The sequence below is a fragment of the Stappia sp. ES.058 genome (assembly GCF_900105595.1).
Lineage (GTDB): Bacteria > Pseudomonadota > Alphaproteobacteria > Rhizobiales > Stappiaceae > Stappia.
The window spans coordinates 123,125-149,292 of sequence record NZ_LT629784.1 but is presented as its reverse complement, the minus strand read 5'-3'; the positions used below and the strand labels follow the sequence as shown (position 1 = coordinate 149,292).

The 26,168-nt window shown below is 64.7% G+C and carries 28 protein-coding genes; 17 read left to right on the top strand and 11 right to left on the bottom strand.

Annotated elements, in window-relative coordinates; translation table 11 throughout:
* Positions 1–12: 12 nt before the first annotated feature.
* Both BLU32_RS00705 and BLU32_RS00700 read right to left on the bottom strand, forming a co-directional pair.
* Positions 13–807 carry a TVP38/TMEM64 family protein gene (locus BLU32_RS00705; RefSeq protein ID WP_093804537.1) on the bottom strand — a complete coding sequence of 265 codons (795 nt, stop codon included), beginning with the start codon at positions 805–807 and terminating at the stop codon, positions 13–15.
* Between the two features lie 48 nt (positions 808–855).
* The gene (locus BLU32_RS00700) at positions 856–1,686 is read right to left on the bottom strand and encodes a DUF547 domain-containing protein (RefSeq protein ID WP_093804536.1); all 831 of its coding nucleotides are present in this window, start codon (positions 1,684–1,686) and stop codon (positions 856–858) included.
* Positions 1,687–2,059: 373 nt separating this feature from the next.
* Here BLU32_RS00700 and rpmH point away from each other — a divergent pair, with 373 nt between their 5' ends.
* From rpmH to BLU32_RS00650, 10 genes are all read left to right on the top strand, one after another.
* Entirely contained in the window at positions 2,060–2,194 is a 135-nt protein-coding gene (rpmH, locus tag BLU32_RS00695) for a 50S ribosomal protein L34 (RefSeq protein WP_029058372.1), read from the top strand.
* A gap of 36 nt (positions 2,195–2,230) precedes the next feature.
* Positions 2,231–2,647, top strand: coding sequence for a ribonuclease P protein component (rnpA, locus tag BLU32_RS00690; RefSeq protein ID WP_244501766.1), 417 nt, complete (start codon positions 2,231–2,233; stop codon positions 2,645–2,647).
* A gap of 9 nt (positions 2,648–2,656) precedes the next feature.
* The gene (yidC, locus tag BLU32_RS00685; protein WP_093804535.1) at positions 2,657–4,492 is read left to right on the top strand and encodes a membrane protein insertase YidC; all 1,836 of its coding nucleotides are present in this window, start codon (positions 2,657–2,659) and stop codon (positions 4,490–4,492) included.
* A 248-nt stretch (positions 4,493–4,740) separates the two neighbouring features.
* Positions 4,741–5,379 (top strand): CatB-related O-acetyltransferase, encoded by a 639-nt coding sequence (locus tag BLU32_RS00680; protein ID WP_093804534.1) that lies wholly within the window; start codon positions 4,741–4,743, stop codon positions 5,377–5,379.
* A gap of 65 nt (positions 5,380–5,444) precedes the next feature.
* Positions 5,445–6,125, top strand: a complete 681-nt coding sequence (gene yihA, locus BLU32_RS00675; protein ID WP_093804533.1) for a ribosome biogenesis GTP-binding protein YihA/YsxC — start codon at positions 5,445–5,447, stop codon at positions 6,123–6,125.
* Between the two features lie 156 nt (positions 6,126–6,281).
* Entirely contained in the window at positions 6,282–8,525 is a 2,244-nt protein-coding gene (locus BLU32_RS00670; RefSeq protein ID WP_093804532.1) for an EAL domain-containing protein, read from the top strand.
* A gap of 196 nt (positions 8,526–8,721) precedes the next feature.
* Positions 8,722–9,609, top strand: coding sequence for an acetylglutamate kinase (gene argB / locus BLU32_RS00665; RefSeq protein ID WP_208976953.1), 888 nt, complete (start codon positions 8,722–8,724; stop codon positions 9,607–9,609).
* A complete protein-coding gene (locus BLU32_RS00660; RefSeq protein ID WP_093804531.1) occupies positions 9,606–10,361 on the top strand; it encodes a pyrimidine 5'-nucleotidase in 756 nt (251 codons plus the stop codon). Before argB ends, BLU32_RS00660 begins: the two co-directional genes overlap by 4 nt.
* Before the next feature lie 36 nt (positions 10,362–10,397).
* Entirely contained in the window at positions 10,398–11,279 is an 882-nt protein-coding gene (locus BLU32_RS00655; RefSeq protein ID WP_093804530.1) for a DUF817 domain-containing protein, read from the top strand.
* 148 nt (positions 11,280–11,427) lie between these two features.
* The gene (locus BLU32_RS00650) at positions 11,428–11,955 is read left to right on the top strand and encodes an alkylphosphonate utilization protein (RefSeq protein ID WP_093804529.1); all 528 of its coding nucleotides are present in this window, start codon (positions 11,428–11,430) and stop codon (positions 11,953–11,955) included.
* Positions 11,956–11,961: 6 nt separating this feature from the next.
* Here BLU32_RS00650 and BLU32_RS00645 read toward each other — a convergent pair whose 3' ends face one another.
* The gene (locus BLU32_RS00645) at positions 11,962–12,867 is read right to left on the bottom strand and encodes a DMT family transporter (protein ID WP_093810392.1); all 906 of its coding nucleotides are present in this window, start codon (positions 12,865–12,867) and stop codon (positions 11,962–11,964) included.
* 179 nt (positions 12,868–13,046) lie between these two features.
* Between BLU32_RS00645 and dapD the strand changes: the two genes are divergently transcribed.
* Positions 13,047–13,904 carry a 2,3,4,5-tetrahydropyridine-2,6-dicarboxylate N-succinyltransferase gene (gene dapD, locus BLU32_RS00640; protein ID WP_093804528.1) on the top strand — a complete coding sequence of 286 codons (858 nt, stop codon included), beginning with the start codon at positions 13,047–13,049 and terminating at the stop codon, positions 13,902–13,904.
* Positions 13,905–13,961: 57 nt separating this feature from the next.
* Here the strand turns inward: dapD and BLU32_RS00635 are convergent, their stop codons facing one another.
* Entirely contained in the window at positions 13,962–14,660 is a 699-nt protein-coding gene (locus tag BLU32_RS00635) for a class I SAM-dependent methyltransferase (protein WP_197673671.1), read from the bottom strand.
* 680 nt (positions 14,661–15,340) lie between these two features.
* Here BLU32_RS00635 and BLU32_RS00630 point away from each other — a divergent pair.
* The 4 genes from BLU32_RS00630 to BLU32_RS00615 all read left to right on the top strand — a co-directional run bounded on the left by BLU32_RS00630 (position 15,341) and on the right by BLU32_RS00615 (position 18,538).
* Entirely contained in the window at positions 15,341–15,769 is a 429-nt protein-coding gene (locus BLU32_RS00630) for a DUF805 domain-containing protein (RefSeq protein ID WP_093804527.1), read from the top strand.
* 37 nt (positions 15,770–15,806) lie between these two features.
* Positions 15,807–16,979: a succinyl-diaminopimelate desuccinylase gene (gene dapE, locus BLU32_RS00625; RefSeq protein WP_093804526.1), complete on the top strand. Its 1,173-nt coding sequence runs from the start codon at positions 15,807–15,809 to the stop codon at positions 16,977–16,979.
* Positions 16,980–17,012: 33 nt separating this feature from the next.
* Complete coding sequence (locus tag BLU32_RS00620; RefSeq protein ID WP_093804525.1) at positions 17,013–17,609, top strand: hypothetical protein; 597 nt, start codon at positions 17,013–17,015, stop codon at positions 17,607–17,609.
* A gap of 92 nt (positions 17,610–17,701) precedes the next feature.
* Positions 17,702–18,538, top strand: a complete 837-nt coding sequence (locus tag BLU32_RS00615; RefSeq protein WP_093804524.1) for a DUF2189 domain-containing protein — start codon at positions 17,702–17,704, stop codon at positions 18,536–18,538.
* Here the strand turns inward: BLU32_RS00615 and truA are convergent.
* Genes truA through def form a run of 5 tightly spaced genes read right to left on the bottom strand, consistent with a single transcriptional unit; the run spans position 18,535 to position 22,125 of the window.
* The gene (truA, locus tag BLU32_RS00610) at positions 18,535–19,353 is read right to left on the bottom strand and encodes a tRNA pseudouridine(38-40) synthase TruA (protein WP_093804523.1); all 819 of its coding nucleotides are present in this window, start codon (positions 19,351–19,353) and stop codon (positions 18,535–18,537) included. The genes BLU32_RS00615 and truA overlap by 4 nt on opposite strands.
* An 18-nt stretch (positions 19,354–19,371) precedes the next feature.
* On the bottom strand, positions 19,372–19,902 hold the full coding sequence (locus BLU32_RS00605; protein ID WP_093804522.1) for a GNAT family N-acetyltransferase: 531 nt from the start codon (positions 19,900–19,902) through the stop codon (positions 19,372–19,374).
* Between the two features lie 33 nt (positions 19,903–19,935).
* Positions 19,936–20,877, bottom strand: coding sequence for a methionyl-tRNA formyltransferase (gene fmt, locus BLU32_RS00600; RefSeq protein ID WP_093810388.1), 942 nt, complete (start codon positions 20,875–20,877; stop codon positions 19,936–19,938).
* A gap of 50 nt (positions 20,878–20,927) precedes the next feature.
* Entirely contained in the window at positions 20,928–21,563 is a 636-nt protein-coding gene (locus tag BLU32_RS00595) for a MarC family protein (RefSeq protein WP_093804521.1), read from the bottom strand.
* Positions 21,564–21,606: 43 nt separating this feature from the next.
* Positions 21,607–22,125, bottom strand: coding sequence for a peptide deformylase (def, locus tag BLU32_RS00590; RefSeq protein ID WP_093810386.1), 519 nt, complete (start codon positions 22,123–22,125; stop codon positions 21,607–21,609).
* Between the two features lie 107 nt (positions 22,126–22,232).
* Between def and BLU32_RS00585 the strand changes: the two genes are divergently transcribed.
* Both BLU32_RS00585 and BLU32_RS00580 read left to right on the top strand, forming a co-directional pair.
* Positions 22,233–23,465, top strand: coding sequence for a DNA recombination protein RmuC (locus tag BLU32_RS00585; protein WP_093804520.1), 1,233 nt, complete (start codon positions 22,233–22,235; stop codon positions 23,463–23,465).
* 51 nt (positions 23,466–23,516) lie between these two features.
* Positions 23,517–24,461, top strand: coding sequence for a glyoxylate/hydroxypyruvate reductase A (locus BLU32_RS00580; protein WP_093804519.1), 945 nt, complete (start codon positions 23,517–23,519; stop codon positions 24,459–24,461).
* Positions 24,462–24,479: 18 nt separating this feature from the next.
* Here BLU32_RS00580 and BLU32_RS00575 read toward each other — a convergent pair whose 3' ends face one another.
* A complete protein-coding gene (locus BLU32_RS00575; RefSeq protein WP_093804518.1) occupies positions 24,480–24,905 on the bottom strand; it encodes a response regulator in 426 nt (141 codons plus the stop codon).
* Positions 24,906–25,266: 361 nt separating this feature from the next.
* A complete protein-coding gene (locus BLU32_RS00570; protein ID WP_093804517.1) occupies positions 25,267–26,154 on the bottom strand; it encodes an NlpC/P60 family protein in 888 nt (295 codons plus the stop codon).
* Positions 26,155–26,168 lie beyond the last annotated feature (14 nt).

Below are 26,168 nucleotides of genomic sequence, written 5' to 3'. Positions count from 1 at the left end.
GCGCCGTGGCGGTCATGCGGGCGGAAGGTTGCGCCTGCGCCACTTCTTGACGATGACCGGTATCAGGGCTGCAAGACCGAGGGCGGCGAAGGCGAGCACGATCTCGCGCGTGATCAGGGCGGAGAGCTCGATGGAGCAGGTGCGCGCGGCCGCGCAGCCCGGGTCGGCGGCCTCCTGCGCGGCGATCACGCTGTCGAGCCCCGCGCCGATAAAGGCATAGGCAAAGGTGCCGGGAAGAATTCCGAAGAAGGTGGCGACCAGATAGGGCCTCAGCCGCATGTCGAAGAGCGCCGGCGCGATGTTCACCAGCCAGAAGGGAAACACCGGCGCAAGCCGCAGAAACAGCAGGTAGTGGAAGGCGTCCTCGCGAAAACCGGCCGCGAGCCGGTTGAGGAACGGGCCGGCTTTCGCCTTGAGGGTGACACCGAGCGAGGTGCGCGCCGCCAGAAAGATCAGCCCGGCGCCGGCGGTCGCGCCAAAGGCCGTCAGCGTGCCGCCAAGCGCCCAGCCGAACAGGAACCCGCCGATAATGGTGATCAGCGATGCGCCGGGGAACGAAAGCGCAACGGCGACGATATAGAACCCGACAAAGGCAAGCGCCGCCACACCAATATTCGAATCGACAAACCCGGCCAGCGCGCCGCGCTCACGGATCAGCATCGACAGGCTGAGGTAATCGTGCCAGCCAAGGGCATAGCCGAGCGCAGTGATCGCGGCGATGGCGATCAGCGGCGCCCACCGCCGCCATGCCGGCTTGTACGGTGCGGCCGGCGCGGGTGTGCCGGCTTTGGTCTCGCCAGATTTCATGCCCGTTCCCCCGTCCCCCTTGAAAGGGGCATCGATGCACCCTCCCCGTCAACTTGCATCGTTCAGGCTCCAATCATACCGGTAGCCGGCGATCCCGCGCGCGCCCTCGATCGCGGCGGACAAACCGGGACGGGCGTAGCGACGCCAATGGGCGCGCAGCTGCGCCTCCGAACCGAAATCCTCGGAAAACCAGCTGTAGATCTTCGAGGCGCGGATCCCGCCCGCTTCGACCCGCACTCCGCGCGGCGTGTTGACGAAGCCGCGTGCGCCCTCATCAAGCATCGCCGCGAGCGACGCGCCGGTATAGGCACGCGGCGCCAGATCCGGACATCCGACGGAGGCGCAATTCACCGCGTAATGGACGCGGGCGTCGTCATAGCGCTTGCGCAGGATGCCATGTTCGATGTCGTCGAGCGAGAGCGCGCGGCCCTCGACGGTGACGAGGTCCTTCTTCCAGGGGCCGCGTGAGAAAAGGCCTCCGCCGAGATCGATGTCGCGGATCGACGCCACAGGATAGTGCTCCAGAACCACCTGCAGCGTCACCGCATTGTAGAGATTGACCCAAAAGGCGAAGGCGTCGTCGGCTCCAAGTCCCGACACCCGCGTGGCGGCGAGGCCTTCCACATAGCGGTCGAGCGCCGCGCGCCCGCCGGACTTGAAGGCGGCATAACGAACCCGGTTCAACCCGCCGTCGGACACGACGACATAGCGTTGCAGAAGCTCGGTGAAGGCATCATGCGAGGGGGCCGCCTGCGCGAACCGGGGGCCGGCGAGCGCCAGCGCGCCGGCGCCGGCAATCAGCATCCGGCGGGTGAGAACGGCCGGCGCACCGGCGGCCTTGCTAGTGGATTCGCCGTGTATCGCGGTCTTCGCAAGCATGGTTTTCCTCTCCGTGTCCGGCAAACGCTTGCCGCGCCCGTCCCTTGCGTTCTATCTCCAATCTGGGATCGAAAAACCCGCTTTGCCCCTGTCTCACCTCGAAGTGATCCCCCCTCTCCCCGGCGTCACCGGCGCGTGAACGAAATCCGGAGCGCCGCGGGCGCGGGTCTTGCGCCGGAACGCCGCGTTGCGCGACGGCTTGTCGTTGACTTCACCGTGTTGCACCCGTATAAGCCTGCGCAATCGGGTCGTGCTGACTATTGCGGCGCCCACGACGGCCGTGATCTCCTTCAAGACAGGGGGAACGCGGTTCGGATCACCAGACAATTCGACAATCAGGGCCGCGCGCCCTTCGCGCGCGGAAGCAGAAACAATGAAGCGCACTTTCCAGCCGAGCCGTCTCGTCCGCAAGCGTCGCCACGGCTTTCGCAGCCGCATGGCCACCAAGAACGGTCGTCAGGTCATTCTCCGCCGCCGCGCCAAGGGCCGCAAGCGGTTGAGCGCCTAAGCAGGATTTGGCCGGGCCGCGGCGAGGGAGACCTTTGTGATCCAAGCTGCGCCGCCCGCCACGTTGCCGACCCTCAAGAAACGCGCCGAGTTTCTGGCCGTCGCAAAAGGCGGCCGGATGCCTCGGCGTGCTTTCGTGCTTCAGGCGGCCGAACGTCCTGGCCCGCCGCGAATCGGCTATACGGTGACCAAGAAGGTCGGCAATGCGGTCGAACGCAACCGCATCCGTCGTCGCCTGCGCGCCGCCGTGCGCGCGTCGTGCGAAGCGGCACGCCCAGACGTCAATTACGTGCTGATCGGCCGGCGCGGCGCCTTGTCGCAGGATTTTGCGGCTCTCGCCGGCGATATTCACGCCGGTCTGCAGCGTGCATCGACCACGCCGTCCGACGGATCGCGTCACGGCAAGCGCGGTGCCCGCTCCAAATCAACGCCTGTCCCGAAAAAGCAAGGGTGAACGCCGACTATGGCTGACAACCGTAATACGATCCTGGCTATCGTCTTGTCCCTCGTGGTCCTGCTGGGTTGGCAGTATTTCGTGGCCCAGCCGAAGATCGAGCGCGAGCGCCAGCTCGCCGAACAGCAGGCCACCGACACCCAGTCCCAAACGCCGGCCCCGTCGGGCACGCCCGCACCGCAGACGCCGGGCGTCTCCGGGTCGGCCGATGCGCCGGGCGCGAATGTCCCAGGCACCGGCGCCCCGGCGGCCGAAGGCGCCACGCCGGGCCTCAGCCGCGAAGCCGCTGTTGACGGAAGTCCCCGCGTGACGATCGATACCGATCGCGTGGAGGGCTCGATCAACCTGACGGGCGGACGCATCGACGATCTGAGGCTCAAGGACTACCACGAGACCGTGGACCCCACGAGCCCGACCATCGTGCTGTTTTCCCCAAAGGGAAGCCCCAAACCCTATTACGCCGACTTCGGCCTGACGGCAGATCCGGGCGCCGACATCGCGCTGCCCGACCAGGCATCGCAATGGAGCGCGCCGCAAGGCGCCACGCTGACGCCGGACACACCTGTGACGCTCACCTGGGACAATGGCGCGGGCCTGGTGTTCGAACGCACGATCTCCATCGACGACAATTACATGTTCACCGTCGAGCAGGGCGTGCGCAACGAGACCGACGCGGCGGTGCAGCTCTACCCATACGGACTGATCGCACGCAACGGCCTGCCCAACACGACCGGCTTCTACATCCTGCACGAAGGCCTGATCGGCGTGTTCGGCGAGGAAGGCCTGCAGGAGGTCGATTACGACACGCTGCAGGAGGACGGCCCCGTACGGCCGGCCAAGGTGAACGACGGCTGGCTCGGCATTACAGACAAGTACTGGGCCGCGGCGCTCGTCCCGACCCCGGGCAGCGCATTCCAGCCGCAGTTTTCCTATTCGGCCCAGACCGACAACTTCCAGGCTGATTTCCTGGGCGACCCGATCCAGGTGGCTCCGGGAGCAACGCAATCGGCAAGCTCCCGCCTGTTCGCCGGCGCCAAGGAAACCGCCAACATCGACAGTTACCAGGACGACCTCGGCATCAAGAATTTCGAGCTGATGATCGACTGGGGCTGGTTCTACTTCCTCACCAAGCCGCTGTTTTACATCATCGACTACCTGTTCCGCCTGGTCGGCAACTTCGGTGTCGCGATCCTGCTGGTGACGGTCGCCATCAAGGCGCTGTTCTTCCCGCTCGCCAACAAGTCCTACGTCTCGATGAGCAAGATGAAGCTCGTCCAGCCGCAGATGACGGAGATCCGCGACCGCTACAAGGACGACAAGCAGAAACAGCAACAGGCGCTGATGGAGCTGTACAAGAAGGAAAAGATCAATCCGCTGGCGGGCTGTTTGCCGGTGCTGATCCAGATCCCGGTCTTCTTCGCGCTCTACAAGGTGCTGTTTGTCACCATCGAGATGCGGCACGCGCCGTTCTTCGGCTGGATCCAGGATCTTTCGGCTCCCGACCCGACGTCGCTGTTCAACCTGTTCGGCCTGATCCCCTGGGATCCGCCGCAGCTCCTGATGCTCGGCATCTGGCCGCTGATCATGGGTGTCACGATGTTCGTCCAGATGAAGATGAACCCGGCGCCGCCCGACCCGACACAGCAGATGATCTTCACCTGGATGCCGGTGCTCTTCACCTTCATGCTGGCCTCCTTCCCGGCCGGACTGGTGATCTACTGGGCCTGGAACAATTCGCTCTCGATCGCGCAGCAGTATGTGATCATGCGGCGCCAGGGCGTGAAGGTGGAGCTCTTCGACAACATCAAGTCGACGTTCCGGCGCAAGAAGCCCGACGAGAGCTGAGACCGCCGAAATCGAGACAATCACAAACCCCGGGTCCGTCCCGGGGTTTTTTTTCGAACGCACAGACCTGTGGCCTTGCAAGAAACCGAAAGCACGGGCATTCAGGCGGGCGGATCGAAGGGGAGAAGGCCGATATTCAAGGTCGTCTGACAACGCGCGCCCGACGCGCATGACGCTGCCGCGCACTTGGCGCACAGCCGCAAGCGCAGGCCGCATCTGCGATCAACGACACGCCCGGAGACCCTTCCATGCATGGACCCGATCCCCGCACCCGCCATCCGCTGGGCGGCGCGGCGCATACCGTGTTTCTCAAGACCGTGATCACCCGAGCGACCATCGAGGTCGGCGATTTCACCTATTATCATGACCCCGAGAACGCCGAGGCGTTCGAGGACCGCAACGTCCTCTACCACTTCGACTTCATCGGCGACCGGCTGACGATCGGACGGTTCTGCGCGCTGGCAACCGGCGTGCGCTTCATCATGAACGGCGCGAACCATGCCATGGGCGGGTTTTCGACGTATCCGTTCAACATCTTCGGCAGCGGCTGGGAGGACGGCTTCGACCTCGCCAGCGTGACCGACGGCCTGCGCGGCGACACGGTCGTCGGCAATGACGTTTGGATCGGCCGCGAGGCGACCGTGATGCCCGGCGTGTCGATCGGCGACGGCGCCATCGTCGGCGCACATGCGGTGGTCGCCTCGCCCGTGCCGCCCTACGCCGTCGTTGCTGGAAACCCCGCGCGCATTGTGCGATACCGGTTTTGCGAGGACACGATCGAAACGCTCCTGGACATCGCCTGGTGGCACTGGACACCCGAGAAGATCGCCCGAACCCTTGATGCCATCCGTGGCGCGGACCTCGACCGGCTAAAGGCCGCGCGCTGAGCCGCTCCCCCGACACGCCGACCCACACACGCCGCACCAAGCGGCGACACCGGAACCCAGACGCGATGACCGAAACCGACACCTCCGCTCCGCACGATCCAAACGACCCCGCAAGCTACAGCGATGCCGAGATCGAGGCGGGCCGTCTCTTGTTTCGCCGTCCCTGGTCTTTCATCACCAGTGTCGCGGGTCTCGACCAATTGCCAGGCGACGAGATGATCGAGGTTGCTTTCGCCGGACGTTCGAACGTCGGAAAGTCGAGCCTGATCAACGCCTTGACCGGGGTCAACGGACTGGCGCGAACCTCCAACACACCCGGCCGCACGCAGATGCTCAACTTCTTCGGCGCCGACAGCAGCGACGTCGCGCTCGTCGACATGCCCGGCTACGGCTATGCCAAGGCACCCAAGACGCTCGTCGATGCGTGGACGGAGCTGGTCTATACCTATCTGCAAGGCCGGGCGCGGCTCAGGCGCGTGTTCGTGCTGATCGACAGCCGTCACGGGCTGAAGGCCAACGACCTGGAGGTCATGACCCTGCTCGACCGGGCCGCGGTCAACTATCAGGTCGTGCTGACCAAGATCGACAAGATCAAGCCCGGTCAGGCAAAGCGTGTGAAAGAGGAAACCGCGCAAGGCATCGTGAAACGGCCGGCGGCCCATCCCGTCGTGATCGAAACATCATCGGATACCGCCACGGGACTTGCGGAACTGCGCGCGGAGATCCATAAACTGACGCTGATGTAACATGCCGGTCAAAGCAAGCCGCACAGGTCGTATTTCCTGATCTGGACGGGGAATTTTTCGAGTCGCAATATCGACAGATCCCGCGACTCTCAACAGATTTAACGTAGCGTAAATTTACTGGTGCGACTCTTGCGCGATCGAGGGGTGGAAAATCGCATGCACAAGGGCCACGGCGCGAACAACGGGTTGCGCGCGCATTTGACGAGCAACGACCATGGTGACGCGATCTCGCGCACGGACCTTGCCGGCTTTGGCCTTGTCGAGGACGGGCCCGATCCGGCACTGGACGAAATCGTGCGCACCGCGGCGCGAATCACCAATTGCGAGAAGGCATTCATCACCTTTGCGCAGAACGACCAGCTTCACGTCATCGCCTCTCTTGGCAGCAGCGTCAGCCAGACACCGGCGGCTGCGTCCGTTTGCGGCGTGACCTATCGCGAAGACGCTCCGCTGATCGTTCCGGACCTGTCAAAAGACGCTCGCTTCGAGAATTACCCCTATGTCGCGATGGACGGCGGGAATCGCTTTTATGCGGGCTTTCCAATGCGTCTGGCATGCGGTGTGTCGATCGGCACCTTGTGCGTCATCGATCGTCAGACGCGCGAGGAAACGCTGAACGACACACAGTTGGCCACGATGCAGTCTCTGACGGCGCTTGCGGTACGCATCATGGAAGGGCGCCAGCGCGATGCCCGGCTGAACGACTACGTCGGGATCGCCTCCGACTGGATCTGGGAGCAGGATGACCAGTTCTGCTTCACCTATCTGTCGCGTGGCGCGGCGGAAAACGGCATCCACATCGAGGCCTTTCTGGGCAAGCCGCGTTGGGAGGCCGCCTGCGGAAATGGCGAGAACCAACAGTTTTGGGCTGATCACCGGCGCGCGCTGGAAGCGCATGAGTCCTTCCGCGACCTGCGCTTCCGCTGGTTCGACGGAGACCGGGAGCGGATCATTTCCATCAGCGGCCGTCCGGTCAATTCGCAGGACGGCACCTTCCTGGGCTATCGCGGATCGGCCCGCGACATCTCCGAAGAAGAAGCGGCCCGGCGCGAAGTCGAATACATGGCGCACCATGATTCACTGACCGGTCTGGCCAATCGCGCGGCTTTCGAACACCGCGTCGGCGAGGCCTTCAAGCGCTGGGAAGAAAGCGGCAGCGCCGCTACCGTTTTTCTGCTCGACATCGATCATTTCAAGCAGGTCAACGACACATACGGGCATTCCGCCGGCGACACGCTGCTGATCGCGGTGGCAAACCGGCTCAAGGCCTGCGTCGGCGTGGAGGCGACCGTCGCGCGTCTCGGCGGCGACGAATTCGCCATTCTCGAACCAAGTCTGAACCGGGACGGCGCGGTGACCGAATATGCCGCTGCCCTTGCCAATGCCATTGCCGCACCGACCGATATCGGGAATTTCACCATCGAATGCGGCAGCAGCATCGGCGTGGCGGCGTTGCCCGAACACGGCGGCAGCTTCAGCCAGTTGATGGGGAATGCGGATCTCGCACTTTATGAAGCCAAGGCGGTCGGGCGCGGGCGCTTCATCCTGTTCGATACCGTCATGCGCCGCGACGCGGACTGCCGCAACACGCTGGCGCGCGAGCTGTGCGACGCCTTCGACAACGACCAGTTCGATCTCGTCTTCCAGCCGATCGTGCGCATGGAGGATGAATGCATCGTCGGGGCGGAGGCGCTTCTGCGCTGGGATCACCCGGAACGCGGCCGGCTGTCGCCCGGCGCTTTCATCTCGGCGCTCGATTCCAGCCGCTATGCCGCCGATGTCGGATACAAGGTTCTGGAGGATGCCTGCCGGGCGGCGCTCCCATGGGTCCGCGAAGCCCCATACGGGTTCCGGCTGTCGGTCAACCTGTTCGCCGGGCAATTGCGCGATCCGCGCCTGGTCAATCGGGTACGTGCGATCCTGGAGCGCACGGGGTTCGACGGACGCAACCTCGATCTCGAGATCACGGAAAACATCCTGATCACCCCGAATACCGACCTGGCCGACACGCTGCGGGCCCTGAAGCAGATGGGGGCCCAAATCGTGCTCGACGATTTCGGCACCGGCTTCGGATCGCTCAATCACCTGCTGCAGTTTTCCATCGACCGTATCAAGGTCGACCGCCATTTTGTCAACGGTCTCAACATCGACATCGATTACAACACCGTGACCCATGCCGTGGTGAAACTGGCCGTCGATCTCGGTCTCAAGGTCACCGCGGAAGGCATCGAAACGGAAGAGCAGAAACACTTCCTGTCGCTGATCGGCTGCACCGACGTTCAGGGCTTCCATTTTTCGCGTCCGGTTGGCGGCGCCCAGATCCCGGCACTGATCGAGGAGGCCCTGCGCCAGTCGGAGAGCGGACAATCCGCCTCCAGCCTGCGCAAAGGGGTCGCCTGACAGGCACGATCACCGTTGCCGAACCTGCGGTGCGCCCGGTCGCGGGCAACATCCCCTTCCACAAGACGTTCCGCCCGCCAGCCGCGCCTGCGCCCGCAATTGAGCCCCTCGCCGAAAGACGGTATAGAGCGGTGCAACGCTGCGTGTTTCGTCAGCTTCCATTTCCTGCTCCCCTTCGCGAAAGTCCGACCCGACCATGCCAGACCCCGCACCGATCAATCCCGCGCAAGTCATTTCCAAGGCCCTGCCCTACATGCTGCGCTACGATGATCAGGTCGTCGTGGTGAAATACGGCGGCCATGCGATGGGGGACCCGGAGCTTGGCCATGCCTTTGCCCGCGACATCACCCTGCTTCGCCTTGCCGGGGTTCTGCCCGTTGTGGTGCATGGCGGCGGACCGCAGATCGGTTCCATGCTGGAACGGCTCGGCATCAAGAGCGAGTTCAGAAACGGCCTGCGCGTCACCGACAAGGCCACCGTCGAGGTGGTGGAAATGGTGCTCGCCGGCGCGATCAACAAGGAAGTCGTCCACCTGATAAATTCGGAGGGCGGCAAGGCCATCGGGCTGTGCGGCAAGGACGGCAACCTGGTGACCGCGCAGAAGCTGCAGCGCCGGGTGCGCGACCCCAACTCCGCAATCGAAGAAGTCATCGATCTCGGCTTCGTCGGCGAGCCGACGGAGGTCAATCCGACCGTCTTGAAGCTCGTCATGAAGGAGGAACTGATCCCGGTCGTGGCACCGGTGGCGCCCGGCCGCGATGGCGAGACATACAACATCAACGCCGACACTTTCGCCGGCGCAATCGCCGGTTCGCTCGATGCCAAGCGGCTCCTGTTTCTCACCGACGTGCCGGGCGTGCTCGACGCCGACGGCAAGCTGATCAAGGAGCTGTCGGTCGCCCAGGCGCGCGCCCTGATCGACGACGGCACGATTTCCGGCGGCATGATCCCCAAGGTCGAGACCTGCATCGAGGCGATCGAACGCGGCGTCGAGGGCGTCGTCATTCTCAACGGAAAGGTGCCGCACGCCGTGTTGCTGGAACTGTTCACCGACCAGGGCGCCGGGACCCTGCTGCGCCCGTGAACGATACCCCCACTCTCAACGGCGAAGGCCGGCATGCGCACCAGCACGACCTGCGCGCCTTCAAGGGCGTGGAAGCGTGGGTGTTCGATCTCGACAACACGCTCTATCCGGCATCGAGCGATCTTTTCTCGCAGATCGACGCCCGGATTTCCGACTATATCGCGCGTACGCTCGACATGCCGCACGACGAGGCGCGCACCAAGCAGAAGGCGTTTTACCGCGACTACGGCACGACGCTGCGCGGGCTGATGCTCGAATACGACATCGAGCCGGACGCCTTCCTGGAATATGTCCACGACATCGACTATTCGCCGATCGACCCCAATCCGGAACTCGGCCGGATGATCGCGAACCTGCCGGGCAAGAAGTTCATCTTCACCAATGGCGACAAGCCGCATGCCGAGCGCACCGCCGAACGCCTCGGCATCTCCGATCAGTTCGACGACATCTTCGACATCGTCGCCGCCGGACTCCTGCCCAAGCCGAACCTCGAGGCCTACAACCTGTTCATGAAACAAACCGGCGTGGCGCCTGCGCGCGCTGCAATGTTTGAGGATCTCGCCCGCAATCTTGAGGTGCCGCACAAGCTTGGAATGCGCTCCGTCCTTCTGGTGCCGGATGGCACGCGGGCCGTGTTTCGCGAGGAATGGGAACTGGAAGGCGCCAACGCGCCGCATGTCGACTTCGTCACCGACAATCTCGCCGGTTTCCTCAAGGCGGTGAACGGCGCGCTGACGCAGGGCGCGGCGTAGCACCAACGCCGTTCGGACACCGGAGAGATCAGACACATGCGGTTCAATCTGGTGCAGCGACTGGGCCGGCCGGCCACCGCCGCCTCGCACACGGAACGGTGGCTGCACATCCTCCTGCCGCATGTCTACCGGCGTCTCGGCAAGGGCGTTGCCGCGCGCGCGGCGACCGAGTTCCTCGCCTTCGGCATCAAGCAGGCCTACGCCTGCCTCTACGGCGCGCTGCTTCTGGCGCTGATCCTGGGCACACGCTTCTTCTACCCCGCGGATGCCGGGCTTGCCCGCTACGACTTTCTGTTCCTCGCCGCACTGGCCATTCAGCTGTGGCTCCTCGCCGCACGGCTGGAAACGCTGGACGAAGCCAAGGTGATCCTGATCTTCCATGTGGTGGGCACCGCGATGGAAGTGTTCAAGACCGCCGCCGGATCCTGGATTTATCCGGAAGAGAGCCTTTTCCGAATCGGCGGCGTGCCGCTGTTCTCCGGCTTCATGTATGCTGCCGTCGGCAGCTACCTGGCCCGGATCTCGCGAATCTTCGATTTCCGCTACAGCCATTATCCACCGCTTTGGACGACATGGGCTTTCGCCCTCGCGATCTACGCGAATTTCTTCACCCACCACTACACGATCGACATCAGGCTCGGCCTGTTCGCCCTGCTGTTCGTGCTCTACGGGCGCACCTTCGTGCATTATTCCGTCTACCGCTACCGGCACCGCATGCCGCTGGTGCTCGGGTTTTTCCTGGTTGCGGTGTTTATCTGGCTGGCGGAAAACATCGGCACATTCGCGCAGGCCTGGCGCTATCCCGATCAGGCCGACGGCTGGCGGCTGGTATCGATCGCGAAACTCAACGCGTGGGTGCTGTTGATGATCATCTCCTTCGTGCTGGTGACACTGGTCAACAGACCCCGGAAAGAGTGAGCGACACCAGGCACCCGACACCAGGCTTTCTCATCCGGGGTTGCCCCGACATGGACAGACGCGGCGTGGCGGCCTATGCCACGGGCCTTGCCTTTCTTGCGCGTCGAGCGGCCAGCCGCAGGCGCGCGTTCAACCGATTGGAATTCCCATGGCGACCTGCGCCCTTTGCTCTGCCGACACCACCACCGACGTCGCAATCGCGCCGCGAGACGAAAGCCTACCGCTTTGCGACACCTGCCGGGACGGGGTCGAGAACGGTCCCGTCGACGGTCCGCACTGGCAATGCCTCAACGAGGCGATCTGGAGCCCGGATCCGGCAACCCAGGTCGTCGCCTGGCGGCTCCTGAAGGCGCTGCCGGAAGCGCCCTGGGCGCGCGAGGTTCTGGAGATCGCCTATCTGGAACCGGAGGTCCAAGCCTGGGCCGAGGAGGGCACGGGCGGTGCTGACTCCGATACCGACGCGCTCGTTCATGTCGACAGCAACGGCGCGGTGCTTGCCTCCGGCGACACCGTCACCCTGATCAAGGATCTTGCCGTGAAGGGGGCCGGCTTCACCGCCAAGCGCGGCACGGCCGTGCGCAAGATCTCGCTCGTGCCCGACAACGCCGCCCATATCGAGGGCCGCGTCGAGGGCCAGCGGATCGTGATCCTCACGCAATATGTGAAAAAGGCCTGATCCGCCTCACACGCCCAGAAGCAGGATGACGATGCCGGCGACGATCAACAGCGCGCCCCCGGCCTCGGCCGGGCGAACCAGTTCGCGGAAGACGATCCAGGAAACGAGGAAGGTGAAAACCAGCTCGATCTGGGCGAGCGCGCGCACATAGGCGACCTGCTGCAGCGTCATCGCCGTGAACCAGCCGGCGGAACCTGCCACTCCCGACAGGCCGACCCAGACCGCGGTCCGCCAACTCGCAAGGCTCGCGGCCAGTTGATCCGGCTCGCGCCAGATCATCCACACGCCCATCGCCAGCGTCTGGAAGACGGTCACATAGGCAAGCGTGAAGCCGGCCTGCATCAGGAAATCCGGCCCGCCAAGCGACAGCGACGCGCCGCGCACACAGACCGCCGAGACGCCGAAGAGCGCGGCGGACGCCAGTCCGATCAGCGCGGGACGGCCGGTAAGGGCGGCAACGACACTCTTCACCCCGACGCGCTGGCCCGCGAGCGAGATGATCACAACGCCCGCAACGCCAATGGCGATGGCGAAGGCGGCCATCGCGGTCACCGTCTCGCCCAGGAAGACGAGGCCGAAGACCGCCGCCTGGACCGGCTCTGTCTTGGAATAGGCCGTGCCGACCACGAAGTTGCGGTAGCTGAAGAGATGCACCAGAAGGAAGGTCGCCGCGATCTGCGCCAGCCCGCCCGCTGCCCCGATGACCCAAAACTCCGCGCCCGGCAAAGGCAGGGAATGCCCGAGGCCGAGGTGCAGCAGCGCCAGATAGGCAAGCGCGAAGGGAAAGCCGTAGCCGAAGCGCACGAAGGTCGCGCCCGTGGTGCCGAGCCGGCCTTTCAGGTGTTTTTGCAGAGCTGAGCGGGCATTTTGACAAAACGCCGCAAAAATCGTGATCGGGATCCAGAGTTCCATGCGCATCGCTTAGGCAGCCGGATACCGGCTGTCCAGCCGGAAATGCGGCCGGCACGCCTCCGCGGCCCGCCAGCGGCGCCGGCCTTGACTTCGCGGGTCGGCAAGGCTTAGGTCGCGCCGACAGAATTTGGCTCAAATCCAGCATTCATCCCACGAATTCAGCCCGGAGTTTCGCGCGCATGAACACAGCCCACACCGACCAGTCGAAACTGGCCGCCATCATCGATGCCGCCTTCGAGGACCGCGCCACAATCGACGCGCATACGACCGGCGAGATCCGCGATGCGGTCGCGACGGCGCTGGACCTGCTCGACCGCGGCCATGCGCGCGTCGCCGAAAAGCATGATGGCGACTGGGTCGTGAACCAGTGGCTGAAAAAAGCGGTGCTGCTCTCCTTCCGGCTCAATCCGATGGAAGTGATCAAGGGCGGACCGGGCGATGCGACCTGGTGGGACAAGGTCCCGTCGAAGTTCGACGGCTGGCGTGGCGTCGACTTCGAGACCGCCGGCTTTCGCGCGGTTCCCGGCTGCATCGTGCGCCGCTCCGCCCATATCGGTCGCGACGTCGTGCTGATGCCCTCCTTCGTCAACCTCGGCGCCTTCGTCGACGAGGGCACGATGGTCGACACCTGGGCCACCGTCGGCTCCTGCGCGCAGATCGGCAAGGGCGTGCATCTGTCGGGCGGCGTCGGCATCGGCGGTGTTCTGGAGCCGCTTCAGGCCGGGCCGGTGATCATCGAGGACAATTGCTTCATCGGCGCGCGCTCGGAGGTGGTGGAAGGCTGCATCGTGCGCGAGGGCTCTGTCCTCGGCATGGGTGTCTTCATCGGCCAGTCGACCAAGATCGTCGACCGCGCCACCGGCGAAGTTTCCTATGGGGAAGTGCCGCCCTATTCGGTCGTCGTCGCCGGCACCATGCCGGGCAAGCCGATGCCGAACGGCGAGCCGGGGCCGAACCTTTATTGCGCGGTCATCGTCAAGCGCGTCGACGAGAAGACACGCTCCAAGACCTCGATCAACGAGTTGCTGCGGGCCTGAGGGACCGCGGGGCGGGCGCAGCGGCACGGATCGCTGGCCCGCGCGGTTGCGCAAGGGTCATGCCGCCTCGGCAGCCCCCTGCGGGTCGGCAGTCATGTGACGGATCGCCAGCAACGACTTCGCCAGACCGAAGAAGCGCTCCAGCTCCACATTCGCGTCCGGGAAGAGATGGCGCATCTGCTTGCGGTCGAGCATGATCGCGTCCTCGGCGGAGAACATCGCGTCGTCGAGGGTCGCAGCCTTCGGATAAAAGCCGGTGTGCATGCGCATGTGGATACGGTAGGCGATCGGCCGCGGCAGCCAGTGCAGCATCGGAAAGCGCGCGTGCGGCTCGATCGGAAAGCCGTAATTCGGCGTTTGTATGAAGTAACTCGGCGCCAGCCGGCGGGCCTCATGTGCGAATGCGACCTTGTTCGACCACAGCCCGACATGCTCGATCACCGAATTGGAAAAGACGAGGTCAAAGGCGTTGTCCGCATATTGCGGCAGATCGCAGGCGCTTCCCTCGACCAGTTCGATCGGCAGATCGAAATCGACAGGCGTCTGCGACGAAACGTCAATGTTGACGCAGGTGATCGACACGTTGTCGTAATCGATCAGGTCGCGCCAGACTTCCCAGAAGCCATGCGTGCCGCCAAGGTCGATGATTCGGCAATGCCCACGACGGTCGACATAGTCCTCGATCATCGCACGAAACCGTTCGACCCGCTTCTTGCGGTACATGTTATCGGGCGATACGGGCGAAAAACTCAGCACGGTGCCTGATTCCTGTTCGTTTGTCGGTCCGGCGGGCGGATTCGAGCGCTTGGGGGCACCTTATTGGCACACCGTATTCCTCCCACTAAAGGGATTACCACCGTTCCGCTAATCACGCCTTAACACGCGATAAAGCACTTGCCATGTCAGGCGACACGCCGGTGGCCGATTGTCGTCGCCAGTCGGTCTGCGCGCCAGGGCTGCGTGCAAGGCATGGGCGTTTTCATCGGTCACTCAAAACCCCCGCGGATCGCTCAACCGACGAGGTCATCCACTACGGACGGCTTAGGGTCAGGACCTGTTGCCATGACTGAAATGGCGTTCGAGATGACGAGAGATGCAAGGAAAAGCCCGAAGGGCGGGACCGTCCCCCCGGTCGAGGGCTTTGACGCCGCAGGTCGACGTCAGCTCGAGCGTCCTTCGGATCGGGCGGATCCGCACGGGATACCATGTCGCAATCCCTTGAAAGGCTCCAGCCTTCCTGCGGGCTTGCTCCTCGTATCCGCACAAATCCGCTCCGACCATCGCAGTCATAGCAACAGGTCCTGACCCTAAAGACCTGAACCGCACAACGTTGCAACCGCCAACGGGTTGATTGCCGTCGGCGGACAGCCTAACTGATGGAGTGACCGGAAGGCCGCCGCCCGCCCCGGCACACGCCCGCTTGCGCAAGGGACCCAATGTCCGCACCCGTTCCCCACCCCGGACCTCTCAGCCTGGTCTGGCTGTTCTTCAATCCCATCGGTCGCATCTCGCGCGAGCCCTACTGGCTCTCCTTCGTGCTGATCTGGACGTTTTTCGCCATCGCGATCACCGTCTGGCTGCGTGACGCGCAGATCACGCCGGAAACACCGCTGCAGGACGCGATGTCGGCCTTCATTCAGTCGAACCCCCTGATGCCGATCATGCTGATCGCCTTTCAGTGGGTGGAGCTGGCACTGGTCATCAAGCGACTGCAGGACCGCAGCCTGACGGGCTTTCTCGCCATCCTCGTCTTCCTGCCGATGGTCAACCTCGCTTTCATCGTCGGGCTAGGCCTGATCCCGGGCCAGGATGGTCCCAATGCCTACGGACCGGGACCGAACAGCCGCTGGAAACGCCCGACCTGACCCCGTCCCTCGCGCCCCGCATCCGGACCGACCGCCCATGACCCAGCCGCCTTCTCCCGCCGTCGGCCTTGCCCGCGACCTGCTGCGCTGTCCCTCCGTTACGCCGGCCGAAGGCGGTGCGCTCGCGCTTCTCGAGGCGCGGCTGGAGGCGGCCGGCTTCACCGTCAGCCGCATGGTGTTTCGCGACGAAAACACGCCGGACGTGGAAAACCTCTTCGCGACCATCGGCTCGGGCACGCCGCATTTCGTCTTTGCCGGCCACACAGACGTGGTGCCCGCCGGCGATGCGGATGCCTGGCAGCATCCGCCGTTTTCCGGCGAAATCGTCGACGGCGTGCTTTACGGGCGCGGCGCGGTCGACATGAAGGGCGGGATCGCGGCCTTCGCGGCAGCGGCACTCGCCTTTGTCGAGGCGCACGGCGGCAAGATCCCCGGCACGCTCTCCTTCCTGATCACGGGCGACGAGGAAGGCCCGGCGGTCAACGGCACGGTCAAGCTGCTCGACTGGGCGAAGGCGCAAGGCCATGTCTTCGATGCCTGCATCGTCGGCGAACCGACCAATCCGGATGCGCTCGGCGATGCGATCAAGGTCGGCCGCCGCGGGTCGCTGACGGGCACGGTGACCGTGACCGGCGTGCAGGGCCATGTCGCCTATCCGCATCTGGCGAAAAACCCCGTGCCGGACCTGCTTTCGCTGCTGAATGCGCTTCAGAGCCTGACCCTCGACGCCGGCAACGAACGGTTCCAGCCGTCGAACCTGGAAATCACCACCATCGACATCGGCAACACGGCGACCAACGTCATCCCGGGTCAGGCGCAAGCGCGCTTCAATGTGCGTTTCAACGACACATGGTCGGTGGAAAGTCTCACCGCAAAGCTGCGGGAAACGCTCTCGCAGATGTCAGGTCTGACCTGCGACTGGAGCCTCGCCTTCTCGCCCGATTCCAGCGACAGCTTCCTGACCCATGACGCGGCGCTGATCGTTGCGCTGAGCGAAGCGGTGGAAGCGGAAACCGGACGCCGGCCGGAGCTCTCGACCGGCGGCGGCACCTCGGATGCGCGTTTCATCAAGAATTATTGCCCGGTCGTGGAATTCGGTCTCGTCGGCCAGACCATGCACAAGATCGACGAACGCGTCGCCACCGCCGACCTCGACCGTCTCGCGGCGATCTACCGCCGGTTTCTGGACAGCTATTTTTCTGTCGCCTGAGATTTTCCTCAAGGCCACCTTCAGGACGACATCATGCTACGCCTTGTCGAAATCCGCCTTTCTACGAAAGGCGCCTGGGATCTGTTTCTCAACCGTCCGCTGGATCTCAGCCTTTATGATTTTTCGATCTCCGGCTTCTGGCGGTCCTTCCAGCTGATCGTGCCGATCATGCTCATGTATGTGCTCGTCACGTTTGCAGACTATGAACTCACCAGGATCGAACTGCCGCACCAGGGGCTGCCGGACTTTTCCGATTTCACGATCGCCGGTTACGTCTCGCTCGTCATCGACTGGTTTTTCTTCCCCCTGGCGCTGATGCCCTTTGCCCGGGTGCTCGGCATCGCAGACAACTACGTGGCCTTCGTCATTCTGCGCAACTGGTCACAGTTCCTGATGGCGCTGATCGCGACACCGCTCTTCGCCGCGTTCTACTTCGACCTGATCGGATCGAAACTCCATCTCCTCGGGCTTCTCACGATCATGTTCGTCTTCCTGCACTATCGCTACATCGTCACGCGGGCAGCGCTTGAGTGCTCCTTCGGCCTTGCCGTGAGCCTCGTTGCCCTGGAGTTCGCGCTCAGCATGGTGATCGGCGAAGCCTTCGCACGCCTCTTCGGGGTCGGCGTCTGACGTCAGCGCATCCGAAACTCTCCGACTGTTCGACGCCGCCCGGCGATGGCATTGTAGCGCCAGACACAAGAACACGTTCGGGAGGACACCCCATGACGAGCAGCGACGGTGCGGCGCAGGACGACACAATCGAACGCCGGCCCGACCCCACACGGGTCAACCCCATCGGCTTCGACGCCATCGTCGACGCGCTTGGCGCGGGAATGCGCGATTTCCGAAAGGCACCGCGCTTCGGCCTGTTCTTCGGCGGCGTCTATGCGGCCGGCGGGATCATCGTGCTGCTGACAGCGTCGGCATTCCAGATGAGCTACCTGAGCTATCCGCTGGCGATTGCCTTCGGGCTTGTCGGCCCCTTCGTCGCCGTCGGTCTCTATGAGGTCAGCCGCCGGCTGGAAAGCGGCGAGCCGCTCACCTGGCGCGGGGTGCTCGGCGTGATCTGGGCGCAGCGCCGGCGCGAGCTGGCCTGGATGGCCTTCGTCGTGCTCTTCGTGCAGATCATGTGGATGTATCAGGTGCGGCTGCTGCTGGCGCTGTTCCTGGGCTTCCAGTCCTTTTCGAGCTTCTCCGCCTTCGTCGAGGTGCTGGTGACGACGCCGGAAGGACTGATGTTCCTGCTGATCGGAAACATCGTGGGAGCCGCGCTCTCCGTCGTGCTGTTTTCCCTGACCGTGGTGTCCTTCCCGATGCTGCTCGACCGGGAGGTCGACTTCATCACCGCCATGATCACCAGCGTGCGTTCGGTTGTCACCAGCCCGGGGCCGATGATCGGCTGGGCGCTCATCATCACGGTGACGATGCTGCTGTCGATGCTGCCGGTCTTCGCCGGGCTTCTGGTGACGCTGCCTGTGCTTGGCCACACCACATGGCATCTCTATCGCCGGCTGGTGCCCGATCCGGAAACCGGCGAGACAGCTGCACCGGAGGCTTAGCCTCCGGGCGTCTCCTCGGCCTCTGCCTCTGCCTCCGCCAGCCAGGCCGCGCGCGACGCGCGGTCTTCCTCTGCGGAACGATAATCGACGCGGGTGAGATAGAGCCCGTCGGGCGGCGCGACCGGCCCGCAGGCCTCGCGGTCGCGCGCGGCAAGGGCCTGTGCCACATCCTCGGCCGTCCAGCGGCCATCCCCGACCAGGCGAAGCGTTCCGACCATCGAACGCACCTGATTGTGCAGGAAGGAGCGCGAGCTGCATTCGGCGATCACAACCTCGCCCTCGCGCCGCACGCGGAAGGCCTCCAGCGTCTTCCACGGGCTTTTCGCCTGACAGCGGGTGTGGCGGAAGGTGGTGAAATCATGGCGGCCGACGAAGACCTGCGCCGCCTCGTGCATGGCGTCGGCGTCGAGCGGCTTCTTCACATGCCAGGCGAGCCCGCGGTCGTGGGTGAGCGGCGCGACGCGATTGGCGATCCGGTAGCGATAGTGCCGGCGGATCGCCGAAAACCGCGCATCGAAGCCGTCATGCATCTTCTCGCAATCGAGCAGCGCCACCGGGTCGGGCTGGCAATGAAAGTTCAGCGCGCCCAGAACGGTCGCCGCCGGCCAGTCCTTTTCCAGGTCGAGATGCGCCACCTGACCGAGCGCATGCACGCCGGAATCGGTGCGCCCCGCCCCGCCGATGGAAACGGTCTCGCCGGCAAACGCCCTGATCGCCCGTTCGATCACGGCTTGAACGGAGGGCCCGTTGTCCTGGCGCTGCCAGCCGACGAAGGGGCGGCCGTCATAGTCCACGGTGATCTTGTAACGGGGCATGGCTTCCCGATGCGCTGGTCAGTCGAAGGCCTGGAACGGCGTGGCGAAATCGACCTCGATGGGCATGGCGGCGGGCGCGGCCTCGCTCAGCGCCAGCGCCTGGAAGGCGGTGCCGGCATAGGGCGCGGACACCTTGGCCGCAAGCGCCGCGTCGAAGCCGAAGCGCGGATAATAGGACGGAGGCCCGAGCACCAGCACGAGATCCTCGCCGTCGGCGCGCAGATCGGCGAGCGCCGCCTCGATCAGCTGCGTGCCGACGCCGCTCCTCTGCCGGTCGGGCCGCACCGCGACAGGTGCCAGACAGGAAATGGCGAGACGGTGCGCCGCTCCCGCGCCGGTGACGCGGGAAAAGGCGACATAGCCCTCCAGCGTGCCGTCAGGATCGACGGAGACCCGCTCCAGAATCAGCGAGCCGCAGGCGCGCAGCTCGTTCACCAGATGCGCCTCCGCGTCCTGACCGAACGCCGAGGCGAGCAACAGGGCGATTTCGGCCTCGTCCGCCTCGGTGACGGCGCGGATGACGGGTTCGGGAAGCGGGTGACGTGTCATGATCGGTGTCCGGTTGAGGCGTGGCAAGGCATCCTAGGCGATCCTGTCGCCGACGCGAAGCTGTGCGCCGCGCAGGAATGCGTCGGCGGCCATCGGCTTGCGGCCGGCGCGCTGCAGCTGGAGCAGGCGAACGGCCCCCTCGCCGCAGGCGACGACCAGCCCGTCGCTGTCGGCCGACAGCAGCGTTCCCGGGAGTGCGGCATTCGCATCCCCGGCAAGCGCGCTGCGCAGGATCTTCACGCGTTCGGGTTCGCCCGCGATCCCGACCTCGCACCAGGCGCCGGGAAACGGCGACAGGCCGCGAATGTGATCGTGCACGGCGCGCGCTGCCTGCGTCCAGTCGATGCGTGTCTCCGACTTGGCGAGTTTTCTGGCATAGGTCACGCCGTCTTCGGCCTGCGGCGTATCGGTCAGCGCACCGAGCCTGACCGCCGAAAGCGCCCGCACCATGAGGTCGCCACCAAGCGCCGACAGCCGGTCATGCAGATCTCCGGCGGTCATGGCGTCGTCGATGGCGACCCGCTCCGCCATGCACACCGCCCCGGTGTCGAGGCCGGCCTCCATACGCATGACCTCGATGCCGGTTTCCCGGTCGCCGGCCATGATCGCGCGGTTGATCGGCGCGGCACCGCGCCAACGCGGCAGGAGCGAGGCGTGAAGGTTCAGGCATCCGTGACGCGGCGCATCGAGAATGGCTTGCGGCAGCAGGAGACCGTAGGCGACGACGACGGCGACGTCCGCATCGAGTTCGGCGAAGCGGGCCTGCTCCTCGGCCGACTTGAGCGAGACCGGCGTGCGCACCGCGATCCCGAGCGTTTCGGCCGCCTGATGGACGGCGGACTTGCGCTCCTCCATGCCCCGCCCGGCCTTGCGCGGCGGCTGGGTGTAACAGGCGACCACATCGTGCCCCTGCCCGACGATCTCCATCAGCGTGGGCACGGAAAACTCCGGCGTGCCCATGAAGACGATCCGCAAGGTCATGCGCGTTTCCTTTATTCGCTCCTGCGTGTTCGCGGGCCGCGCCGTCAGCCGGCAAGTCCCGGCCACAGCGCCCTGAGGCTCGTCACCATCATTTCCATCGCGATGGCCGCCAGGATCATGCCCATGAGGCGGCTGACGATGCTGATCGCCGTTTGTCCGAGCAACCGCCCGAGCAAGGGTTCCGCCAGAAACGTCAGGCCGACAAGCGTCACGATCCCGGCGACGGCCGCGACGAGCGCCGTGTCCTGGGCCTCGCCGGCGGCCTGCTGCTTGAACACGATGATCGTCGAGATCGTACCTGGTCCCAGCAGGATCGGTACGGTCGGCGGATAGATGCCGGGGTTGTCGCGCGTCTGGTGACGATCTTTCTCGCGCGCGGTTCCTGCATGGGAGGCGTTCTCCCCACCGTGCAGCATGGAGAGTGCGATCAGCAAGATCAACAGCCCGCCCGCCAGACGAAAGTCGTTCAGGCCGATGCCGAATATCTCCAGCAGCCGGTCGCCGGTCAGGAGGATCACCGTCGCCCCGACGACGAGGCCGGCGATCACGGTGAGCGCCACCTTGCGCGTCTCTCCCGGCTCGCGCTCGGCGGTCGGCGACAGGAACACCGGCAAATTGGCGATCGGTTTCATGATCGCAAAGAGCGCCGCGAAAACCTTGGGAAAACAAGCGGTATCCATCAAGCCGCCTCCCGGCGGGTTGCGGCGTTCGCCGCCACGGCGGTCAAGGTTTCTCCGCCAGGCGCGCCTGCTTCTGGAACTTTTTCATCACCCGGTCCCGTTTCAGCTTGGAGATGTGATCGATGAACAGCACGCCGTTCAGGTGATCGATCTCGTGCTGAAGGCAGGTCGCGAGCAGGCCGTCTGCCTCCAACTCGCGTTCCGCTCCCTCGCGGTCGAGAAAGCGCAACCCGATGCGCGCCGGCCGCTCCACGTCCTCATAGTACTCGGGGATCGACAGGCAGCCTTCCTGATAGGTCGACAGTTCCGGGGATTCCCACACGATTTCGGGATTGATCACCACCATCGGCGCGGGATCCTCGTCCTCGCTCGCGACGTCCATCACAAGCATGCGCTTCGGCTCGCCGATCTGGATCGCGGCGAGACCGATGCCCGGCGCGGAATACATGGTTTCCAGCATGTCGTCGGCCAGCTGGCGCACCGCATCGTCGACCCGTTCGACCGGCTCGCTCAAAAGGCGCAGCTTCGCCTCCGGCAGGATGAGAATGTCTCGCTTTGTCATGCCGCTCAAATATGAGATGCGCGCGCCGCCGTCAACGCGCGGATGCACGCGAATGCCCGGCAACGGAGACGTTTTGCGTATCGCGCGGATGTTCTATATTTGTTTCCATGGAATCGATTCTGTTTTCCGTCGCCGGACGCCCGGTCTCCGTCGTCGACACACTGATCGCGACAGCACTCGGCGTTGCCGTCTTGCTCGCGGTGGCGCTGATCCTGCTTGCGCGGCTTGCCCGTGCGCGTCGTCACGCGGAATGGCGGGCGGAAGACCAGGCCCGCGAACTGGAAGGGCGGATCTCCGACCTGCTCAAGGTCCAGTCGGAAATGACCGGCCGGATGCAGACCATGGCGGAGGTCTTCGGCACGCGTCAGGGCGACCTGATGCGTGCGGTGAACGAGCGCCTCGACGGCATGAGCCACAAGCTCGGCCAGTCGATGGCGGAGGGAACGCGGCGCACCCACGACGGCCTGCGCCATCTGCACGAGCGCCTCGCCGTCATCGACCGGGCACAGACCACCATCCGCGAATTGAGCGGCCAGGTCGGCGCGCTGCAATCGGTCCTGTCCAACAAGCAGACGCGCGGCGCGTTCGGTCAGGGGCGGATGGAAGCATTGATCCAGGATGCGCTGCCGCAGGGGAGCTACAGCTTTCAGGCGACGCTGTCCTCGGGCGTGCGCCCCGACTGCCTGATCCATCTGCCGGGCGATGCTCCGCCGCTTGTCATCGATGCCAAGTTTCCACTGGAGGCGCACAGCGACATCCGCCGCGCGGCGGATGCGGAGCAGTTGAAACAGGCGCGCGCCCGCTTTCGCCGCGATATCGGCAAACATCTCAACGACATCAAGGACCGCTACCTGATCCCCGGCGAAACCCAGGACACCGCCTTCATGTTCGTGCCGTCGGAAAGCGTGTTCGCGGAAATCCACGAGGACTTCGACGATCTGATCCAGCGTGCACACCGGCTGCGTGTTGTCATCGTCTCGCCGTCGCTGCTGATGCTGTGCGTCCAGGTGGTGCAATCGCTGCTGCGCGATGCCCGCATGCGCGAGGAGGCGCATCTGATCCAGGCCGAGGTCGGCCATCTGGTGGAGGATATCGACCGTCTGGAAAAGCGGGTTCACAAGCTTCAGGACCACTTCGGCCAGGCAAACCGCGACATCGACCAGATCCTGATTTCCACCGACAAGATCGGCAAGCGCGGGCGCGGCATCGGAGATCTGGATCTCGCCCCCGGACAGGACCAGGCGAGCGAGCGAGCACCTGCCTCCGATCCGAGCCCGAGGCCTGCGGAAAACGGCGCCGGAGCGCCCTCCCCTTTCGCCAGACGCTCCGACGGGCTATGACAGCGGTCTGATCGCAAACAGGTTTCTGGACGCATTTTCGGGAGGACGGATATGGCGCTGCTCGTTGCGGTGAAGGGATGGGACACGCAGACGTGGGTCGCACGGTTGAAGGCGCGTTTCCCGGATCGCGACATCCGCAGCTGGCCGGACGCCATCGGCAACCCCGCCGATATCCGCTATGCGCTCACGTGGAAGGCGCCAGCGAAGGTTCTCGCTGCCTGCCCCAATCTGGAGGTGGTGTTCTCGCTCGGTGCGGGCGTCGACCACCTGCTTGGCCAGGCCGGCCTTCCGGACGTGCCGATGGTGCGGGTCGTCGATCCCGATCTGACGGCGCGCATGAGCGAGTGGATCGCGCTGCAGGTTCTTCTGCATCACCGCCAGCATCTCGCCTACGCCGCCCAGCAGCGCACCCGCGTCTGGCGTGAACTTGAGCAACCGAGCGCGCGCGACCTGCGGGTCGGGGTCCTGGGGCTCGGCGTGCTCGGTGCCGACGCCGCCGACGTTTTGACGCGTCTCGGTTTCAAGGTCTCCGGCTGGTCGCGCTCGAAAAAGACGCTTGAGGGCATCGACTGCTTCGCGGGCGCGGCGGAGTTCGACACCTTCCTGGCGCGCACCGACGTTCTGGTGAACCTGCTGCCGCTGACGGCGGAGACGCGCGGACTTGTGAACAAGAGCGTTTTGGAAAAACTCGCCCGCGACGGGGTTCTCGGCGGACCGGTCTTCATCAACGCCGGCCGGGGCGGCAGTCATGTGGAGGCGGATCTCATTGCCGCTCTGGAAGACGGCACGCTCAAGGCCGCGAGCCTCGATGTGTTCGAGACCGAGCCGCTGGCGGAAAAAAGCCCGCTATGGGCGTGCGAAAACGCGATCATCACCCCGCATGTGGCCGCAGACAGCGATCCGGAAGCAATTTCCGACTATGTGGCGGAGCAAATCCGGCGTTTCGAAACGGATGGTACGCTCGACAATCGCGTCGACCCGGCACGTGGTTACTGAAGGCGCGAACCGCACATCTCAGCAGTGAAAGCGACGGGCCTGGGAAAACCAGAGATCAACGATCGCCGCCGCGACGGGAAGAAGGCCGCGCGCGTCGCTCGCCTTCTGGAACACGGCATCGAACCAGTCGCAATCCGGGGTCGAGGCCGGGGCATCGCGCGTCAATCCGAAGACCGGAAGGGTCGCCACATCGAAGCGCTGGCGCAAACGTCGGGCAAGCCCGGCTCCATCGAGACCGGGAAGGCACAGCGACGAAATCACGCAATCGAACGGAGGGCCGCCTTCGCCGCCGCCCGAAACCAGGTCGAGCGCCGTCTCCGCGGCGCTCACCCGACGGACCCGGACGTTGCCGGTCACTCGCTTGAGCGCTTCGCTCATCACGGAAGCATCATGTGTGTCGGCTTCCACGTGAAGGAAGACCGCGTGGGGAATCGCATGCATCATTTGTGGGTGTCGTCCCGTCCAAAGGTCGAACGCCAGCGCCCACTCGCGTTCCCTGGAACACAAGCGAGCGTCGCATATCTGTCTCGAAAGGTTGCGGATCGCGGCCAACCACGGTCGGCGCGCGCAATGCGCAAGTCCACCCCGGTGCCGCGCCCCTTGCCGCACCGAAGTCATCGTTTAGATAAACCTTGAAACAACAGATAACAAATGCGTTTCACGCATAGCAGAGTCCCTATCCTCCTTGTAACGAAAGACTATCGGGACCTCAGAATTCAGTCGAATGTTTCATTTCAAATCACATGGCGACAAATACGTTGCGTGAGCAAACGTCAACGTCGCGCCTGCGTACGCAACGGTACTTTCAAAAAGCCGGCCTGCGCACTGTCGTGACCGTTCCCCACTCGTTGCGCGCGATACGTTCAACCGCGGGCGCAAGCGGCTCACTTGCCACCGACATGGTATGGCCATTGGCATGCAACAGCGTCCCGCCGCCCTGGGCGATGCCGACGTGGCCTTTCCAGAAAACGAGGTCGCCACGGGCGAGAGCCGGCAGCCCGGCCGTGATGTCGAGCTGCTCGCCGGCCTCGCGTTCCTGCATGTCGGTATCACGCGGAATGTTCAGGCCGCCCGCGGCGGCAGCGAGCTGGATCAGCGCCGAGCAATCGAGACCGAGCGACGTGCGTCCGCCCCACAGATACGGCGTGCCGAGAAACGCTTCCGCAACGCCGACCCAGTCCGCCGCGCGGTGCGCAAGCGGCACCAGATGACGTGCGACCATCGCCGAACCGTCTTCCAGAAGCGCAAACGCGAGCCCGCGCGTAGTCGCCTGGCCGGTGACGCGCACCCTCGCCCCCATCGACAGGAGACCGAGCGGCGGGCATTTCAGTTCCGCCTCCGGATAGCGATAGCTGCGCAACGCGGCGACACGATGCGTCGGCTGGGCGCCCGCCGGCCCGAGCGCGTCCGCCGGGAGATAACCGACATAGTCGTCGGTTTCCAGTTGCCCCCAGGCCCAGCCATCGCCACGCATCTCGTAAACGGTGACGATCTCGCCATGGAGCGCTTCGGTGTCGATGGAGCGCGCCGGGTCGGGTGCCGGGCGAACGGCGACACTGTCGGCGGCGACCCGCATGGCAACGCCCGGCGCAAAGCGGTCGGCCGGAACACGCCCGCGGTAGCTCTCAGCCGCAAGATCCGGGCGGACCGGATGAACACGGCGGTCGAGAGAGGCGAAAGAAGCGTCTGGCATGATGGAGGCGTCCG

What these genes read in the sequence shown, in the direction of transcription:
- BLU32_RS00570 (WP_093804517.1), bottom strand. Translation starts at nt 26,154, where the DNA reads ATGCCAGACGCTTCTTTCGCCTCTCTCGACCGCCGTGTTCATCCGGTC.
- dapD (WP_093804528.1), top strand. Translation starts at nt 13,047, where the DNA reads ATGAACACAGCCCACACCGACCAGTCGAAACTGGCCGCCATCATCGAT.
- argB (WP_208976953.1), top strand. Translation starts at nt 8,722, where the DNA reads ATGCCAGACCCCGCACCGATCAATCCCGCGCAAGTCATTTCCAAGGCC.
- BLU32_RS00670 (WP_093804532.1), top strand. Translation starts at nt 6,282, where the DNA reads ATGCACAAGGGCCACGGCGCGAACAACGGGTTGCGCGCGCATTTGACG.
- BLU32_RS00680 (WP_093804534.1), top strand. Translation starts at nt 4,741, where the DNA reads ATGCATGGACCCGATCCCCGCACCCGCCATCCGCTGGGCGGCGCGGCG.
- truA (WP_093804523.1), bottom strand. Translation starts at nt 19,353, where the DNA reads ATGCCCCGTTACAAGATCACCGTGGACTATGACGGCCGCCCCTTCGTC.
- BLU32_RS00705 (WP_093804537.1), bottom strand. Translation starts at nt 807, where the DNA reads ATGAAATCTGGCGAGACCAAAGCCGGCACACCCGCGCCGGCCGCACCG.
- rpmH (WP_029058372.1), top strand. Translation starts at nt 2,060, where the DNA reads ATGAAGCGCACTTTCCAGCCGAGCCGTCTCGTCCGCAAGCGTCGCCAC.
- BLU32_RS00630 (WP_093804527.1), top strand. Translation starts at nt 15,341, where the DNA reads ATGTCCGCACCCGTTCCCCACCCCGGACCTCTCAGCCTGGTCTGGCTG.
- BLU32_RS00595 (WP_093804521.1), bottom strand. Translation starts at nt 21,563, where the DNA reads ATGGATACCGCTTGTTTTCCCAAGGTTTTCGCGGCGCTCTTTGCGATC.
- BLU32_RS00575 (WP_093804518.1), bottom strand. Translation starts at nt 24,905, where the DNA reads ATGATGCATGCGATTCCCCACGCGGTCTTCCTTCACGTGGAAGCCGAC.
- yidC (WP_093804535.1), top strand. Translation starts at nt 2,657, where the DNA reads ATGGCTGACAACCGTAATACGATCCTGGCTATCGTCTTGTCCCTCGTG.
- BLU32_RS00615 (WP_093804524.1), top strand. Translation starts at nt 17,702, where the DNA reads ATGACGAGCAGCGACGGTGCGGCGCAGGACGACACAATCGAACGCCGG.
- BLU32_RS00650 (WP_093804529.1), top strand. Translation starts at nt 11,428, where the DNA reads ATGGCGACCTGCGCCCTTTGCTCTGCCGACACCACCACCGACGTCGCA.
- BLU32_RS00700 (WP_093804536.1), bottom strand. Translation starts at nt 1,686, where the DNA reads ATGCTTGCGAAGACCGCGATACACGGCGAATCCACTAGCAAGGCCGCC.
- BLU32_RS00580 (WP_093804519.1), top strand. Translation starts at nt 23,517, where the DNA reads ATGGCGCTGCTCGTTGCGGTGAAGGGATGGGACACGCAGACGTGGGTC.
- dapE (WP_093804526.1), top strand. Translation starts at nt 15,807, where the DNA reads ATGACCCAGCCGCCTTCTCCCGCCGTCGGCCTTGCCCGCGACCTGCTG.
- BLU32_RS00645 (WP_093810392.1), bottom strand. Translation starts at nt 12,867, where the DNA reads ATGGAACTCTGGATCCCGATCACGATTTTTGCGGCGTTTTGTCAAAAT.
- BLU32_RS00585 (WP_093804520.1), top strand. Translation starts at nt 22,233, where the DNA reads ATGGAATCGATTCTGTTTTCCGTCGCCGGACGCCCGGTCTCCGTCGTC.
- BLU32_RS00605 (WP_093804522.1), bottom strand. Translation starts at nt 19,902, where the DNA reads ATGACACGTCACCCGCTTCCCGAACCCGTCATCCGCGCCGTCACCGAG.
- def (WP_093810386.1), bottom strand. Translation starts at nt 22,125, where the DNA reads ATGACAAAGCGAGACATTCTCATCCTGCCGGAGGCGAAGCTGCGCCTT.
- BLU32_RS00620 (WP_093804525.1), top strand. Translation starts at nt 17,013, where the DNA reads ATGCTACGCCTTGTCGAAATCCGCCTTTCTACGAAAGGCGCCTGGGAT.
- BLU32_RS00655 (WP_093804530.1), top strand. Translation starts at nt 10,398, where the DNA reads ATGCGGTTCAATCTGGTGCAGCGACTGGGCCGGCCGGCCACCGCCGCC.
- yihA (WP_093804533.1), top strand. Translation starts at nt 5,445, where the DNA reads ATGACCGAAACCGACACCTCCGCTCCGCACGATCCAAACGACCCCGCA.